This window comes from Parabacteroides hominis (genome assembly GCF_014287585.1).
Taxonomy (GTDB): Bacteria; Bacteroidota; Bacteroidia; order Bacteroidales; family Tannerellaceae; genus Parabacteroides; species Parabacteroides hominis.
Genome location: NZ_JACOOJ010000025.1, coordinates 24,748 through 43,099 on the forward strand (window position 1 = coordinate 24,748; position 18,352 = coordinate 43,099).

Annotated in this window: 9 protein-coding genes; 5 read left to right on the forward strand and 4 right to left on the reverse strand. The window is 50.8% G+C overall.

Going from position 1 to position 18,352, the window contains the following annotated elements; translation table 11 throughout:
• Positions 1-86: 86 nt before the first annotated feature.
• Together H8S65_RS13610 and H8S65_RS13615 are read left to right on the forward strand one after the other, a co-directional pair.
• Positions 87-2,447, forward strand: coding sequence for a TonB-dependent receptor (locus H8S65_RS13610; protein ID WP_186930480.1), 2,361 nt, complete (start codon positions 87-89; stop codon positions 2,445-2,447).
• A 26-nt stretch (positions 2,448-2,473) separates the two neighbouring features.
• Positions 2,474-4,012: an Ig-like domain-containing protein gene (locus H8S65_RS13615; protein ID WP_186930481.1), complete on the forward strand. Its 1,539-nt coding sequence runs from the start codon at positions 2,474-2,476 to the stop codon at positions 4,010-4,012.
• A gap of 120 nt (positions 4,013-4,132) precedes the next feature.
• Here H8S65_RS13615 and H8S65_RS13620 read toward each other — a convergent pair whose 3' ends face one another.
• Positions 4,133-6,706 carry a hypothetical protein gene (locus H8S65_RS13620; RefSeq protein ID WP_222616291.1) on the reverse strand — a complete coding sequence of 858 codons (2,574 nt, stop codon included), beginning with the start codon at positions 6,704-6,706 and terminating at the stop codon, positions 4,133-4,135.
• Positions 6,707-6,964: 258 nt separating this feature from the next.
• Here H8S65_RS13620 and H8S65_RS13625 point away from each other — a divergent pair, with 258 nt between their 5' ends.
• A complete protein-coding gene (locus tag H8S65_RS13625; protein WP_255489226.1) occupies positions 6,965-8,086 on the forward strand; it encodes a hypothetical protein in 1,122 nt (373 codons plus the stop codon).
• 6 nt (positions 8,087-8,092) lie between these two features.
• Here the strand turns inward: H8S65_RS13625 and H8S65_RS13630 are convergent, their stop codons facing one another.
• Entirely contained in the window at positions 8,093-8,881 is a 789-nt protein-coding gene (locus H8S65_RS13630) for an inositol monophosphatase family protein (protein WP_186930483.1), read from the reverse strand.
• A gap of 174 nt (positions 8,882-9,055) precedes the next feature.
• Here H8S65_RS13630 and H8S65_RS13635 point away from each other — a divergent pair, with 174 nt between their 5' ends.
• Together H8S65_RS13635 and tamL are read left to right on the forward strand one after the other, a co-directional pair.
• A complete protein-coding gene (locus tag H8S65_RS13635) occupies positions 9,056-13,684 on the forward strand; it encodes a translocation/assembly module TamB domain-containing protein (RefSeq protein ID WP_186930484.1) in 4,629 nt (1,542 codons plus the stop codon).
• 56 nt (positions 13,685-13,740) lie between these two features.
• Positions 13,741-16,059: a translocation and assembly module lipoprotein TamL gene (gene tamL / locus H8S65_RS13640; RefSeq protein WP_186930485.1), complete on the forward strand. Its 2,319-nt coding sequence runs from the start codon at positions 13,741-13,743 to the stop codon at positions 16,057-16,059.
• Between the two features lie 62 nt (positions 16,060-16,121).
• Here the strand turns inward: tamL and rocF are convergent, their stop codons facing one another.
• Positions 16,122-17,018 carry an arginase gene (gene rocF, locus H8S65_RS13645; protein ID WP_186930486.1) on the reverse strand — a complete coding sequence of 299 codons (897 nt, stop codon included), beginning with the start codon at positions 17,016-17,018 and terminating at the stop codon, positions 16,122-16,124.
• Positions 17,019-17,024: 6 nt separating this feature from the next.
• A complete protein-coding gene (gene rocD / locus H8S65_RS13650; RefSeq protein WP_186930487.1) occupies positions 17,025-18,233 on the reverse strand; it encodes an ornithine--oxo-acid transaminase in 1,209 nt (402 codons plus the stop codon).
• Between the last annotated feature and the right edge of the window lie 119 nt (positions 18,234-18,352).

Here is an 18,352-nt window from a genome sequence, read left to right on the forward strand (position 1 = left end):
ATTCTTTATCCCCCTACATAAAGAAATCATTTCTCCTTGTCTGCATTCCCTTAAGCAAGTCATGAATCACTATATCAAGGATTAAAATGAAAGTCTTTGTACATGTATTTCTTTTGCTTGTCTGCCTGTCGCAGCTGAGCCTGACGGCACAAAACAAAATTACGCTCTCCGGGAAAGTCACCGACCGGCAAGGTACGCCTCTGCCGCTGATAACGATCGCCGTCGAAAACACGGCCTCCGGCACTTATACGGATGACAACGGGCATTACTCCCTGCAAGTATCTCCCGGCAAACACACGTTCGTCGTCTCCTCCTTAGGATACCAAACGATCAAAACCTCACTCGACCTCCACCACAGCAAAACGCTCGATTTCAAACTGGAAGAAAGCACCGTAAACCTGAACTCAGTGGAAGTGTACGGGAAAACACAATCGCAACAGGCAAGAGAAAGCGCACTTTCGGTTAATGCTCTTGACGTTAAGCCTGTCATCAATTCGCTTAATAACCTGAATGAATTAGTGAATCGCACAAGCGGCGTCAAAGTACGCGAAGAGGGGGGCGTAGGTTCCGATTTCGACCTCTCGATCAACGGGCTGTCAGGAAATTCCGTCCGCTATTTCATCGACGGTGTTCCCTTGGATAGCAAAGGAAGCAATGTGACGCTCGCCAATCTGCCCGTCAACCTGATCGACCGGGTGGAAATCTATAAAGGCGTAGTACCAGCCTCATTGGGAACGGACGCATTAGGCGGAGCAGTCAACATTATCACCCAGGCGGAAAAGAAAAACTTCATGGACGCTTCTTACAGCATCGGTTCCTTCCACACACATCGTGCCGACCTGAACGCACAGTTTGTGGAGCGGCATACAGGATTGGTCGTGCGTCCTACCGTCGGTATCAACTATTCGAAAAACGACTACCGGATGAAAGACGTGCAGATGCGCAATGAGACAGGTGACCAATTCATCTACGGCAACCCCAAACGTTTCCATGACGGCTATTTTTCGCTATTGGCACAGATAGAAGCCGGAATCACAGGCAAGTTTTGGGCTGACGAATTTTTTGTCTCCGCTTCCTACTCCAAAACGGACAAGGAGTTGCAGACCGGCTCCGTACAGACCAAAGTCTATGGTATGGCTGAACGTAATTCGGATGCATGGAACATATCGGCACGTTATAACAAATATAATTTCATGACCGAAGGCATGACGTTGAAGGCGACTTTGTCGCACACATGGGACCATTCCATTACTATCGATACGGCCTATCGAAAATATTATTGGGATGGAGGCTACATCGTGAGCCAGCGCAATGAAATCAGAGGCAATGAACCCTCCATACGCCATTACAAACGCCCTCTGACTATCGCGCGTGTCAATTTGGATTACCGGCTGAACAGACATCACGGCCTCAACCTGAACTATCATATGAGCCGGACCGGAAATGACCGCTATGATGACTTGGACCAGAGTTTCGAACCCTCGAACGATGCCGTGGCCAAACATATTATCGGACTGACCTACAGCCAGTCGTTTTTTGACGGGAAGATGCAGAATGTATTCTTTGCTAAAGATTATGTGAACCATCCGAATATCCGGCAGACCGACCAGTCCACCGTGACGGGATCGGACAAAGTACAGGGTTCCACCACCAAAAATTATTTTGGATATGGAACCGGACTGCGCTATATGTTCTTCGACCCGTTGGCAGTAAAGGTTTCTTATGAACACAGCGTACGCCTGCCCATCCCCCGCGAACTGTTAGGCAACGGGACTACCATCTATGCGAATGTAGCGCTGGAACCGGAAAAGAGCAACAACGTCAATCTCGCCTTGTTCGGCACATGGCATCCTGCCGGCAGACATACTATCTATTACGAGGCAAACGGGTTCCTGCGTTATGTAGACAATTATATACAGACTTCCGTCATTGAAAAAGAGGGCATGATGCAGTTTGTCAACGATCCCGCCGTCCATATCAAAGGAGTGGAAGGGGAAGTTCGTTATGATTGGGACGGCCGGTTGCAACTCATGGCCAACGTCAGCTACCAGGATGCCCGTGACCAGCAAAAATACAAAGAAGACGGCAAACCGTCCGCTACATACGACAACCACGTCCCCAACCGTCCCTGGCTGTTCGGCAGTGCGGAGGCGAGCTATACGTTCCGCAACCTCCTGCAACGGGACAACAAGCTACGTTTAGGCTGTACGTTCCAATGGGTACATTGGTATTTCCTGACATGGGAAGCCTATGGCAACCGCGACACCAAAGCCCGTATCCCCTCGCAGCATATCTGCAATGCCAATGTCACATATTCATGGAAGCATGACCGCTATAATATCGCATTGGAATGCTCGAATTTCCTCGATGAAACAGCTTATGACAACTATAAGCTGCAAAAACCCGGACGCGCTTTCTTTGCAAAGTTCAGAGTATTTATCAATTAACATTCATATTTAAAAACAAGAGAAAAATGAAGAAGTTCAAATTCACATTGCTTGCCTTCATGACAGCCCTGATCTCACTTGGTTTCACGGCTTGTTCTGATGACGATGATTTAAAAGACGTATCCGTGACCGGTGTCACAATCACCCCGACCACATTAACACTGAAAACGGGAACTACAGGAACACTGACTGCGACCGTAGTTCCTGAAAATGCTGCCGTAAAGGCTGTTACCTGGAACAGTTCGGACACGAATGTCGCTACAGTGGACAAAGGTGTTGTAACGGCTGTTTCCGAAGGTTCGGCCACGATCACGGTAAAGACAGACGACGGTGGATTCACTGCCACTTGCGAAGTCACTGTAGCAAGTGACGCGCCGGCTTTCGACGAAAGCAAATATCACTTCGACCTGTTCCTGACCGTAGGAAAACATGGCGGCATGAGCAGCAAGAACACGACAGTTGTCAACAGCGTCGATAAACTGACAGCCGATATGGGAACCATCACTGTTAAAGGTGAAGGGACTGAATTGGGAGACTACTCGATGGAAAGCATCTCGAAGGGGAAATATTACTACCAGATCCCTTCAAGCAACGACCGTTTCGTGAAATATCAGATCAAGAATAACCGAGTAACGGAAACGAAAGCATGTCCTTTCAAGACGAATACATACAAAGTACGCTCCTATGCCCATGCCTGGATTGACGACAACACACTTGTTGTCATGTCTGCCAACGGCGATGCAAGCAAGGTCATCTGGAGTAAGCTGAACACCGATAATATGTCGATTCTTGAAGAAGGCACACTGGACATCCCACTGCCGGAATCAGAGATTACAGGAGAAGAAACAAAGAAATTCACCACATCGGGGATCCTTACCTATAATGAAAAGGCGGGAAAACTGTTCTATTTCTATTATGGGAAAAACGGCCTTTCAGGAAAGAGTGGCAAGACTACTACCGCTTTCTACACGGCAGTGCTCGATCCTGCCACTCTGGCGGTAGAAAGCAACAAGCGCAACTCGCTTGCCGGGGAAATGGCGGGAAGCGCCTACGGGGAACTGATGCAGGACTGCGTAACGTATGATGAAAACGGCAACCTCTACCTTGCTGCAATCACCGAAAAGGGTGATTTGGAACAAGGACACCTGTTGCGCATCAACAATGGCGAAACCGATTTCGACGCCACTTACGAAGGATATCCGGATGCAGACGGCAAATTGCTTACCATCCAGTATTTGGGCAACGGTAAGGCTCTTGCTTATGCACGCAACGATGCAGCCGGTACGGCAATCGACAGTTACAGCCATTATTATTCCATCATCGACCTTGCTACAGGCGAAAGGACACGTTTGAGCTATGGTGGCAAAGAACTCGCTTACAGTGGCGGCCGTTTCTCACAGCGTTCTGTCGTCTTCAACGAGAAAGCCTACTTCGGCGTGAACACCGAAGCCGATGCCAATGCCATCATCTACATCTACGACACAAAGACCGGAGCTGTAGAAAAAGGAGCGGAAGTGGCTGGCGAATTCTACTTCGACATGATCCGCGTAGTAGAAAACGATTGATCCGTTTCTCGCCTGGTTTCGGAGTCTTGCTTCTGCACAAACTGCTATGACAGAAAGAAAATGAGTCAGAATGTGACAATATATCCATCGGGGGAATACGAGCTTCCCGGAATGTCCGGATCAAAAAATCCGACGGATTTTTGCCACTATTTTCTTCCGTTTCAGGATGCAAACAATGGCTACCGGTATGGCAATAATACCGCCTATGATGGCAAACATCTTGATCCAGGCAATCAGAATATTATTCTCACGCAACAGATGAGCATGTTCGTCAGCCTGAGCAAAACTCAGGTTGGCGAATTTTGCTACCTGTCCCAACATTTTCATCGGGATCGAACCATCCGGAATATCCCGGTGGCAAGCCATACAGGTCCCGCCGCGGGATAGGCATTCGAGCTGCCCGGCTGTTAGAGGCATGGAGGTCGGCCAATGCGTATCGATCGTCTGTACCTGACGGCCGTCGGAAGACAGCAACTGCATGAAATCACCGTGCAGGTCTTTGATGGCACTGATCTGTGCACGAGTATAATGGCTGACATTACCGGCACTCGCATCGACTACATCGGCATAGCGGGCAACAGCAGGTTCGGCATCATACAGGCCGCCATCCGTCCCGTAGCCCATCGCTTGCAGGTTCCCATGGCAATCGGCACATTCGCGGGAGGCCTTTGAGGTTGTATGCGGATTCAAAGGAGCCAGTTCAATTGCATCATAGCCGGCTGCCGTTTTGGCCACCCGGTTCCAGACAAGTGTCTTGCCGTCCGGTCCAATCACTGTCCCGACTGTCTGGATCACACCGACCAAGGGCGTGACACGTCCCTCGCCATTAACTCCTAACGGAGGATTCTCCCATCGCATATGGCTGTAATCGCCGTATGTAGGGGCTCCTGGCTGCATCACGTATTTTTTATGATAATCGGCAGTCGTACCATCCTGCGCGGCCTGTTCCGGTGAATCGAGCCAATCAATGGATTCTTTCGTATAGTCGATCACATACTTATAACCATAGTATTGGGCCGCCCAAGTCGAATGGCATGCATAGCATTCTAATTTTTCCATATGTTTAGAGACTGCAACCATAGCCGTTCTTGCTTTTACAGGATCAGACCAGGCACTGGTTTTCTCCATTTGCTTCAGGAGAGGAGTTTCGAAATCCAGTCCTGTCTCGGAATGGACAATGACCTTATCTCCGTCTTTCACGACATTACCGAAGGCATTGCCTCGCGCCGTAAGCAAGTAACCGTCTTGTTTCGGATAGACCGTTGCAAAACGGGAAGTAACCTCCATCGGTGCGTCAGCCAAGCCACGCGCCTTATTCATATCCAGTTTTTCACCAAATTCGTCACCATAACCGATCGGTAATTCCCAGGGATATTTGGCGGGTGTACCATGACAGTCGGCACATTCTATCTCGACAGTAGCAAGCGTAGTAGTTCCGATATTGCCGTTGCCGTGCATAGAATTGGTTGTATGGCAATCCTGGCATAGCAAGCCTGTTGCACTTTTGCCGTCTTTGTCGATCCGATGATGGGCATCATCGCGCATATATTTGAAAACATAACCGCCATTGGTCTGCTGCGGCAAACCTTTCTCATCGAAAGGCCCCCGGTTATCACTGTGGTCGAGAGCCATCAACCCTTGATAGGCATGCCCAATACGACGACCGGCGGAATGGCAGGAAGCACAAGTAGAAACCTGTATGCCGGACAAATGCTTGCCATTCACTGTCAGAGGAGACTTACGCGTACCTTGCATCGCATGGACCAGCAGATGGCCAGTGGCTTTCTTGTCTATCGAAGGATCGCCTCCTTCATAATAACCCTCATTGCTGTAAAGACTGTGGCAGGCGGCACACCCCATCCCGCGATAGTGCCCTCTGTCCTGCATTCCTTTGTTACTTAAGTGGCAGGCGTTACAATTCCTCAAATAGGTAAATGCGGCCTGTTCCGGCATCTCTTCCAGCTTGTCCAAAGAGGCTTCGGGGACTTTTTCCAGTTTATCAGGGAACTGTCCGGGGAAATTCCGGGCCATTTCTTTCATATAGGCTTTATAGGTATCTGAACCGAAACGGGGAGTACTACCATCCGGATCGTCTATCCGGTGGTCAGCATAAACATGGTCATGGTTCTCCGTACCGATCCCCCAGCTCCACATGATGGCTTTCATCTTGCCGGCATCGGTGTTCATATTGGAACGGCTTACATTATATGTATGGTCGCCGTGACACAGCCCGCAAGTATTATCATTCACCTGCAAGGCCCCGGGTACGGGTGTAAAAGAGGTGAGCCGGCTTCCGGCAGGAGCTCCGCTATGGGCACGCTGGCTATTAATCGTTTCTGCCGGGTTTCCACCATGGCAGACCACGCAGCCGTTCGGGTCGCCCATCGAAGCGCCTTTTGCCAGGATTGCCTGCATCATGCCCGACTGTAAAGGACGTACCGGTTCTATTCCTTCATGGCAGGCCAGGCAATGCTGTTTTCCGGCAGGGAAAGACCCGGTATCGGCCTGCTGCATTATTTGCGGGTCAGGCAAAGATAGAGAAGAGACAGGAACAGCTTCTGCTGCGGAAATAAAGACAGCTTCTCCGCCTTGCCATAAAGACCAGTAATAAGAGACTACGACAAAACAAGCAATAACTATCCCGGCAAAGACAGTCATATCCAGCATTCTTCTTAGAAACGTTTTTTTACCCATGATATAAGATGATGATCGTTACAAAATCCCTATTTTAAATAATAACAGTGAATATAAGAAAAGGTTGAAAGCATTCTTATTTTATCTCTTAAACAAGAAGATATAATTTAATTTATATCTGTTATCGACAAATCAGAAAAGAGATTTAAACCGACCTTTTGAACCTTTCCTGGTGATGTAAAGTTATATAATTGAAAACTATATTTAAGAAGTAAGGGTTAAAAACACACAAATAATAAATTATCACATCATTCAGGTATGAAACATAGCATGTTCTTTCTGCTGGCAAGTTTACTGCTGGCATTCCCGTCAACTGGCACGGAATTGCCACATCTTAAATTCAATGGATTTCTCAGGTTTAACTACAACTATTCGGACTGGAAAGAAGGTTCGAAGAAACGGGGAGGCGACTTCGGGTATGATCTTTTTAAATTGGGAGTGGCAGGATCATATAAAAAGATTTTATTGGATGTGGATTTCCGCTTCTATGCAAAGCCTTCGGGCGGCGCCATGCTGAAATCCGGCTGGATCGGCTACAAATTCAATGCCAGACATCAGTTGCAGGCCGGGCTGACACGTGTGCCGTTCGGCATACAGCCATATGGCGCACACAACTATTTCTTCCAGATCGCTTACTATCTGGGATTGGAAGACGACTCGGATATGGGAATCAAATATTTGTATGCCGGCGACCGGTGGGAATATGCCTTCGCATTCTTCAAAAACTCGGAAGAGGAACTGTTCGGATCGGATTCGGAAACGGCAGGTGATCGCTACAGCTACGATGTTGCGGGCCGCAACAAAGAAGTGAACCAGTTCAATGGACAGGCATTCTATAAATGGGGAGACGAAACCCGGCAAAAGATAGGCGCATCTGCCGAATTCGGCATGCTCTACAATCTGGATACTGAAAAGAACGGCACGCATTATGCATTTGCAGTCCATCATGAACTGTACTGGAAGGGATTAAGCCTCAAGACACAGATATCCACCTATGCCATGTACCCGAAAAACAAACCGGGAGAATCCCGCGACATCGTGACGATGACGGCATTCAACGCCCCTTATGAAGTAGCGGCAAAGGCGAATATCTATTCTGTCAGTGCCGGATATACAATTCCTTTTTCAAAAGGGATTGTAAACAGTATCCAGTTCTATAACGACTTCGGCTGGATGCAGAAATGGGACAAATCATTTCATGACAGCTTCCAGAACGTCACCGGCTGCCTCATTACAGCCGGTCCGGTCCTCTGCTATGTCGATTATGCACAAGGATTGCATCAGCCGTGGTTCGGTCCGGACTGGAATGCTTTTGGTGCGGGGACGGGCAGCAACGCCTGGCATGCCCGGTTTAATATCAGTTTGGGATATTACTTCTGACCGGTGCTACAGTAAACGGAGGACCGTATCGTGTATCACCCCGTTGCTTGCCACTACCTGCTCGGCGGAGGGCCATGTGTCGCCACCGGCAAAATCTGTCAGCCTGCCACCCGCCTGCATCAGGATCAGACCGCCTGCCGCCACATCCCACGGACCGAGGTATCCTTCTATCCGGGCATCGAACCGACCACAGGCGACGTAGCAAAGCTCTGCCGCTGCAGATCCCAACAGCCTCGTCCCTCCGGCGTAACCATACAAACGGTCTACCAGCCTTTGGGCAACCGGACGGTAGTTATCGGAATCATAAGGGAAACCGAGCGCGACAAAAGCCTTGTCCAGGACAGCAACATCCGTTACCCGGATTTCTTTGCCGTCCAGATAAGCCTTACTCCCTTTCCAGGCATAAAAACATTCATTGCGGCAGACCTCATATACAACGCCTAACAATAATTCTTCCTTATTCCGCAGGGCGATACTGACACTGTAAGGGGCCATATCATGGATATAGTTGGAAGTTCCGTCGAGCGGGTCGATCACCCAGCAATAGTCCTCGTCCGTCAGGCTTCCCGAACCCTCTTCTGCAATAAACCCGGCTCCGGGAAGCAATGCCGAAAGTTGTTCGACCAGACGCCGTTCGGATTCTTTATCCACATACGAGACATAATTGTGCGCACTCTTTTCTTCCACTCGCTCCCGGTCGAACTTTTGCCGTTCGTCGCGCAGGAAAGCCCCGGCTTTACGGGCTATTTGCCGTACTTCCGTACAAAGATATTCCAGGTCCGATATTCCAATCATCGTTTAATTTTTTTATGTTCAGCCTTAATATAACGGCTCCGGGAATTTATTATTACCGTTTTATCGATATTACTTCTTTATTTTTAATTTATTCCCTATTTTTGTTAACGGAATGTCAAACAAAACAGACCCTTTAACCGTTATGATTATAACGAAAACACACAATAAGAACAAATGAGACGTTGGATGAAACGAATAGGGATCGTATGCCTGATACCGGTGGTATTGGTCATCCTGATTTCAATTCTTTTATATATACCTCCCTTCCAGAATTTCGCTGTGCGGTTAGCCACCAAATATGCCAGTGAAGCTACCGGTATGGATATCGGGATCGGGCAGATACGTCTTTCCTTCCCGCTAAACCTGACGGTACGGGATGTGAAGGTCATAACTCCCCCCGACACGTTATTGTCGCTCGAAAGTTTCCAGGTCAATATCCGCCCGCTGCCGTTGCTGAAAAAAGAAGTCTTAGTGGATGCGATCGACCTCAGGGGAGTGAAAGCCAACACGGGCAACCTGATCGAAGGAATGGAGATCAAAGGAACTTTAGGGAAACTCTATGCCAAAGCAGACCGTATAGACCTCGGAAAAGAGATCGCCAGGCTGAACAAAATCGACCTTTCGGACACAGCCATCACCCTTCTGATGAGCGATACGACAACAAATAAGGATACGACATCGACGACTGTCAACTGGAAATTGGTGCTGGACCAAATCGACCTGAACCGGGTAGCGTTCGCCATGCAGATGCCGGACGACTCGCTGCGTCTTTCGACTTACATCGACAAGGCGGGACTGGCCGACGGGATGGTCGATCTCGGATCGGCACGCTACAGTGCATCCCGGTTTCTTCTGTCCGGGTCTTCTTTAGGTTACGACGGCAGCTACAGTGACCCGACGCCGGGCTTCGATCCGGCACATATCGCCTTGAGCGATGTGAATATCCGGATCGATTCGCTTTTGTACGGGGGCAGGGATATCCGTGCACAGATCAAAGAGTTTTCCGCCAACGACCGTTCCGGGCTGGCGCTAAGTTCGCTGACCGGAGACATCAGCAGTGACAGCACGACGATACAAGTGCCGGGGCTCCTGTTGAAAACACCTTACTCGGAGATCCGCCTGCTGGCAACCGTTCCCTGGAGTTCGTTCGACAATACGCCAAGCGGTACGCTCCACACCCTGCTGACCGCCTCGGTAGGAAAAGAGGATGTGTTCATCTTTGCCGGTCCTCTCCCCAAGGAGTTCAAACAAGCCTATCCTCAAAAAGAAATCAGCCTGACAGCCGGAGTAGAAGGGAACCTGGCTGCTTTACGGCTACGCCAGCTGAAAGGGAAACTGCCCGGTGTCTTCGATCTGAATATCACAGGAGAAATGAAAAACGTGGCAGACAGTATACGCCGTTCGGGTAAGTTGCAGTTGGATGCACAAACCGGGAACCTCGATTTTGTCCTCGGCATGCTGCCCGAATCCGAACGTCCACGCTATAATCTTCCGGCAATGAAGCTGAATGGGGAAGCGACTTTGCAGAACCAGGAGTACCGCGCCGGTCTTTTGCTCACACAAGGTAAGGGCAAGGTCGGACTGACGGCCCGCTATAACCCCGCACAGGAGTCTTACCAGGCCGACCTGAAGGTCGACAGCCTGAAACCGACCGACTTCCTGCCCAAAGATTCCCTTTACCACCTGACCGCCTCGATCCGTGCCGAAGGGAAAGGGTATGATCCGTTCCGCGTCTCCACCTGGGCTAAATTAGACGGCAAGATTACGAATATCGAGTATGGGACATACGCCGTATCCGACGTGAAGCTGGACGGTTCACTGGAAAAGAACTTGTTGAAATTCGACCTGCTCAGCCATTATCCGCTTGCGAAGATGGATCTGTCGCTGAATGCAACCCTCCACAAGCAGAAAGTGAATGCGATGCTGATCGCCGACGTGCAAAACCTGGACCTGTACGGCATGCACTTTATGAACGACTCGCTGGCTACCTCTTTCCAGCTTTTCGCAGAGGCGGAAACGGACATGGGGAAGAATAACCAGGTGGATATAACCCTCGGTAACTGGGAACTGATAAACCCGACCGGCAAGTTCCACCCGAAAACGTTGACTTTACGCGCCCACAGCGATAAAGACACTACCCGCGTTTCCTTCCACGCCGGGGACCTCGGAATCATCCTGACCGGCAATGCGGATATCGAGACGATGGCCGATAAGTTCACGAAAATAAACGAAGGCCTCACCCGGCAACTGGAACGCGATTCGATGATCAACATTCCTGCTTTCCGCCCGCTCCTGCCGGATATGGACCTGAAGATTACGGCCGGCAAGGATAATCCGATCTACAATATCCTGCAACAATATTATATTACCTTTGACAACCTGCATATCGAAGCCAGCACTTCACCTGAAGAGGGCTTCTTCCTCGACGCCGATCTCTTCAACCTGATGCAGGACACGACACGGATCGACACGATCTGCTTCATTGTCCGGCAGGATTCGCTCGGCTTGTTGTACGACACGAAAGTCATCAAGACCAAATACAGGAAGCAACAACCTTTCACTGCCGGCTTGCAAGGAAAGGTCCGTAATACCTTTGCTGATGCCGAACTGAAATATACCGACGGCCAGGGGAAAACCGGCATCCTGTTAGGAGCCCGTGTCGATAAGGAGAAGGAAGGATTGCGCCTGCATCTCTTCCCGGAAGATCCGGTATTGGCATTCCGCACGTTTAAGCTGAATACCGATAATTATATCCTGTACCGCAACATAAAAGATATTGCCGCCGATGTCCGGCTGACCGGCGAAAACAATTCTTCGCTCTGGATCCATTCACTTGCCGGAGGAGAAGGGATGGAAGAAATCCATGCCGAGCTAAGCCAGATAGACCTGGATGCGATCACGAAAGGGTTCCCGGACCTCCCTTCCATGCAGGGGATGCTTAGCGCCGACTTGCAATATGCCCCTTCTGACAGTAGCTTCATGGTGGTGGCGGACGCCCATATCGACAGCCTGTTCTACGAAGGGGGACGGGTAGGCGAACTGATGTTCAACACTGTTTACCTGCCGCTTAGCGACAAGGAGCATCAAGTCGACATGCACCTTTTCCGCGACCGTAACGAGGTAGCGGCGATCAATGCCTATTACAAAATGGGGAAAACGGATTATCTGGACGGGAATATGAATATCACCGCCCTGCCGTTAGAGATGGTAAACCCGTTCATACCGGACAATATGGCCAAACTGACGGGGGCCTTGCAAGGGGAGCTGGTAATAACCGGGACCACCTCGGCTCCTGCCGTCAACGGGTATGTGCGGATGGACAGCTCAGCGGTATATGTCACGGCGGTCGGTTCTTCCTTCCGTTTCGACAAGCAGGATGTCAAGATCAAGGATAATCTGATCAGTTTCGACAAATACAACATCTATGCTTCGGGAACCAATCCGTTTGTAATCGACGGGACGATCGACATTCACAATCCTTCCCGGATGATGGCGAACCTGAAACTGACGGCTCACGACATGCAACTGCTGAATGTGAAACGCAATAAGGAGAGCATGGTTTACGGCAAGCTGCTCGTCAACCTCAACTCGACGGTCAAGGGACCGCTCGATGCCTTGATCATGCGAGGGGATTTACAACTGTTGGGCGGGACGAATGTCACTTACGTGATGCAGGAATCCCCGCTTACAGCGCAAGACCGCTTAGCTGACCTTGTGACCTTTACCGATTTTTCCGACACGTTGCTGACCCGCCGGCATCGCCCTGAAGCGCCCCTGCCCATCGGCGGACTGGACATGCTGATGACCATCCGGATCGACCAGGCCGTACGCCTGAACGCAGATATCACCCCCGACCAATCGAGCCGCGTGGAACTGGAAGGGGGCGGCGACTTGTCGTTCCAATACACGACACAGGGTGAAATGATCCTGAACGGACGTTATACGCTTTCGGGAGGTATGGTAAAATATGCCATGCCGATTATTCCGCTCAAAGAGTTTACGATACAGGACGGCAGTTACGTCCAGTGGAGCGGCGACCCGATGGATCCGATGCTGAACCTGACGGCTACCGAGCGGATGCGGGCATCCGTCACACAGGACGACGGCAGCTCACGGCTTGTCACATTCAATGTCGGCGTGGCTATCAAGCAGACTTTGGAGAACCTGCAACTGCAATTTATCCTCTCCGCGCCGGAAGACCAGTCCATGCAACAAGAACTGGACAAGATGGGCGAAGGGCAACGGTCACAGATAGCCGTCACGATGCTTGTCACGGGAATGTACCTCAACATGAGCGATGTCGGCGGCGGCGGAAAGAAACCGAGTCTCGACATGGGCGCCGCCCTGAACAGCTTCCTGCAAAGCGAGATCAACAATATCGCGGGTAGTGCCTTGAAGTCCGTGGATATCACTTTAGGCATGGAGCAGTACGACCAGAACGGCACAGGATCGGGCGGGGAACGGACAGACTTCTCCTTCCGTTTCGCCAAGCGGTTCTACAACGACCGGATCAGTATCATACTGGGCGGACGCGTTTCGACCGGACAGGATGTCAACGCCGGGCAGTCGCAGCAGTTCATCGACAACGTATCGATCGAATACCGCCTCGATGGTAGCGGAACCCGTTACATCAAGCTTTTCCACGACAAGAACTACGAGAGTCTGCTGGAAGGCGAAATCACGGAAACCGGCGCCGGTATCGTCCTGCGCAAAAAGATGCTTCACCTCCGTGAACTCTTCATCTTTAAAAAGAATAAACCCAAGCCGGTAACGGACGAGGCTAAAGATGAAGTAAAGCCATGATACAACGATAAAACAAACAATGAAGCCCTGTAAGGGCGACACAATAATAAACAATTATGTCACAATCGCTCACTAAAACATATATTTATTGGATATTCTTTTCGTTATTCCTACTTGCATCCTGCTCCACGACGAAGAATTTGCCGGAGGGGGAAGTTTTATATACGGGGATCAGGAAGATTGAAGTGACGAACGAGGACAAGAGCAAGGAAGGGGAAGAGGCGCTGACGGAAGTGGAGGCCGCCCTTGCCTATCCGCCCAATAACGCCCTGCTTGGGAGTTCGTCCATCCGCATTCCTTTCCCGTTCGGGCTGTGGGTGTATAACGCGTTCGTGAACAGAAGGGGAAAACTCAACAAATGGATCTTCAATAAACTGGCGGCCAAGCCCGTTTTCATCAACACGGTCAATCCGGAAGTCCGGACAAAGGTTGCCTATAACCTGCTTCGCGAATACGGTTACTTCAACGGGGCTACTTCCTATGAAGTGGAACCGGACCCCAAGAACCCGAAAAAAGCAAAGATCAGCTACAAGGTAGAGATGAACAATGCCTACACATACGACAGCATCGCTTATGTCCGGCTACGGCATCGCATCGACACGCTCGTCCAGCGTAATATCGGCGACCGGCTACTGCACGACGGGGATAACTTCAATGTCGTACAGCTCGAAGCCGAACGCCAGCGCATCTCTTCCCTGCTCCGTAACAACGGGTATTACTATTTCCGTCCCGAATTTATCAGCTATCAGGCCGATACGATCATGAATCCCGGAAAAGTGGCGCTCCGTATCTCCACAAAGCCGGGATTGCCCCGCACCGTACTGCGTCCCTGGAAAATCGGCGACATATCGGTCTTCCTGAACGGCTACAACAACGAACCGCCGACAGATTCCATCCGGTATAAAGATATGACCATCTTTTACGAAGGGAAGTTGCGCGTCCGTCCGAAAGTGCTGTACGACCGGCTGAAATTCCGTCCCGGCGACCTCTATTCGCAGCAACAGCAGGAAAAGACCCAGACCGGCTTCTCCCGTCTCGGCATTTTCCGCTATTCGGAAATGCAATATATTCCCAAAGATACCGCCCGCCGTTGCGATACGCTGAACCTGCAGATCAACACCGTTTACGACCTTCCGCTGGATGGCGAGCTGGAACTGAACGTGACCACCAAGAGCAATGACCAGACAGGTCCGGGCGCCATCTTCAGCGTTACCAAACGGAATGTATTCGGAGGAGGAGAGACATTCGGCGTCAGCATGCGCGGTTCCTACGAATGGCAGACCGGCAAACGGGTTTCGGGCAACAGTTCGACAATCAACAGTTGGGAGTTCGGCATCAGCGGTACGCTGACTTTCCCGCAGGTACTTTTCCCCAGCCTGATAAAGAACGATACGAAATACCCTTCCAGTACCTCCTTCCGTATCTATGCGGATCAGTTGAACCGTGCCAAATTCTTCAAGATGCTGGCATTCGGCGGAAGTGCCTCGTACGAGTTCCAGCCATCGGCGACCAGCCACCATTCGGTGACGCCGTTCAAGCTGACCTACTCGTTGTTGCAGCATACGACACATGAATTCGACTCCATTGTAGATGTCAACAAGGCGTTAGGGCGAAGCCTCGAGAACCAGTTCATCCCCTCTATGGGCTATACATACACCTATGACGATTCTCCCATCACCACCAAAAAGAACCATCTCTGGTGGCAATCTTCCATCACACAGGCGGGTCTTATTCTCGACGGCGCCTATGCCATCGCAGGTAAGAGTTTTAACAAACGGGATAAGAAATTATTAGGGAATCGCTTCGCCCAGTTTGCCAAACTAACAAGCGAAATACGGTACAACTATTATCTCGGAAAGAAGCAACACCTGGTAGGACGCCTGATGGCCGGAGTCGCATACAGCTACGGCAATTCGATCACGACTCCTTACAGCGAACAGTTCTATATCGGCGGCGCCAACAGTATCCGGGCTTTCACGATCCGAAGCATCGGGCCGGGCAGTTACCGCCCTACCGACTCGAAATACGGCTATCTGGATCAAACCGGCGACATCAAGTTCGAAGCCAATCTGGAATACCGCTTCCCGATCTTGGGCGACCTGCACGGAGCCACCTTCCTCGATGCCGGCAACGTTTGGCTGCTGCGCTACGACAAAAGCCGCCCCGGCGGACAGTTGAAATGGGGGCGTTTCCTGAAAGACCTGGCTTTAGGCACAGGTATCGGACTGCGCTACGACCTGACTTTCCTCGTCATCCGCCTGGATTGGGGAATCGGACTGCATGTTCCCTACGAAACGGGAAAGAAAGGCTATTACAATATCCCGGACTTCAAAGACGGAATGGGCGTCCACCTGGCAATCGGCTATCCGTTCTAAAGAAACGGTTTCAAATCGGCTTTCCGCTCCAGGAGCGGCTCTTGGAGTCCAATAAAGCCCGCTTACAAGCGGGCCGTTATATAATCGATAATGTCCAGGCACAGATTGGTTGTCTGGTCATTCACATCCAGTTCGGGATTCAGTTCGACCAGGTCCATCGACTTGATCAGATTAGTGGAAAGTATATGTTCAACGAAATCCTTGAACTCGTCCGGCATCAATCCTTCGCATACGCGTGTACCTGTACCGGGAGCAAAGCGGGGGTCGATGCTGTCCACGTCTATACTGAAATGGACATTCCTTATCTTCCGTTCCTTCAGCTTCCGCTTGATATCTTCGGCAACAAAGCCGATGCCCTTCAAGCGGATCGTGTCCATCGTGTAGACGCTTAACTGCTCACGCTCGATCAAAGCCTGTTCCCCCTCATCCAGGCTCCGGGTCCCGACTAAGAAAACATTCTGCGGATTCACCTTGTTGCCGGGCGCATAAATATTGACTAATTCCTCGCTCCCCATCCCCATCAGGGCGCTAAGCGGCATTCCATGAATATTGCCGCTGGGGGAAGTCTCGCTCGTATTAATGTCGCCATGCGCATCCAGCCAGATGATACCGAAATCGTCAAAGCTCTTCCCCACCCCGGACGCGCTGCCCAGCCCTAACGAATGGTCCCCGCCGATCACCAAAGGGAAAGCCCCTCCGCCTAACGTGTCATAGACCAGTTCGGCCAGGTTATTATTGACTTCGACAATCGCATCTAAATATTTCAGACTCTGACCGCGGACGAACTTGTCCGCCTCCGAAACCGGAGGAACATACAGATTGCCCAAGTCGAAGGCCCGATGTCCGTTTTTGCGGATGAGCTTCATCAGGCCCCGTTCACGCAGATGGTTCGGGGCGCGCTCCACACCTTCGCGGTCGCACCCTAAATTGAGAGGAACTCCTATCACATTTATCTTCATAAACAATCAAAATTGAGCGAATGTATCTTTAATAATGCCTACAGCCTCCATCATCTGATCCCGGTCGATGACCAACGGCGGAGTGAAACGGATGATATGGTCGTGCGTTGGCTTGGCGATCAATCCGTTCTCTTTCAGCGCCAGACAGATGTCCCAGGCCACTTTCCCGCCCCGCGGCTCGGTGACAACAGCATTCAGAAGCCCCTTTCCCCGCACCTGGCGGATCATCGGATTGTCGATCTTCTCCATTTCACTGCGGAAAAGAGCCCCCATTTCGAAAGCGTTCTCCGAAAGATGCTCGTCGCGCACCACTTCAAGCGCAGCTATCGCCACGCGGGCAGCCAACGGGTTACCGCCATAGGTGGAACCGTGTTCGCCCGGAGCGATCGTCAACATGATCTCATCGTTTGCAAAGACCGCCGAGACAGGAGTGACACCTCCGGACAAAGCCTTACCCAAAATCAATATGTCCGGATGGATGTTCTCATAATCACAGGCAAGCAACTTACCGGTCCGGCCGATACCCGTCTGGATCTCGTCGGCGATAAAGAGGACATTATGTTGCCGGCAGAGGTCATAGCACTTACGCAGATACCCTTCGTCGGGGACGACCACGCCGGCCTCCCCCTGTATCGGTTCCAACAGGAAACCGACCACGTCCGGATCGTTCAACGCTTCTTCCAATCCGCCTACATTATTATATTGAACTTTGATAAAACCGGGCGTATAAGGTCCGAAGTCCGCATACGAATCGGGGTCCGTACTCATGGAGATGATCGTGATCGTCCGTCCGTGGAAGTTCTCGCTGCAAACGACGATCTTCGCGTGTTCAGGAGCGATCCCCTTCACCCGGTATCCCCAGCGTCGTGCCAGTTTCAGAGCCGTTTCGACAGCCTCGGCCCCGGTGTTCATCGGCAACAGTTTGTCATACCCGAAAAACTTGCAGGCAAACTCCATATACTCTCCTAAGACATCGGCATGGAAAGCACGCGACACCAGCGTCAGTTGCTGTGCCTGGTCGGTAAGCGCCTTAATGATCTTCGGATGACAATGCCCCTGGCTCAGGGCTGAATAGCCGGACAGGAAATCAAAATATCGTTTTCCTTCCACGTCCCAAACAAAAACTCCTTCTCCCTTCTGGAGAACGACAGGCAGGGGATGATAGTTGTGCGCACCATACTTCCCCTCACGGGTGATGTAATCTTCCGGTCTCATCTTCATTCAGATTTAAAATTAGCAGACTGTAAGCGTTTCTTACGTCCTTGTCCCAAAGATAAGAAATAAGGCTAACATTATGTCACGCAAAAGAGTATGTTAAGAAACATACGTCAGTG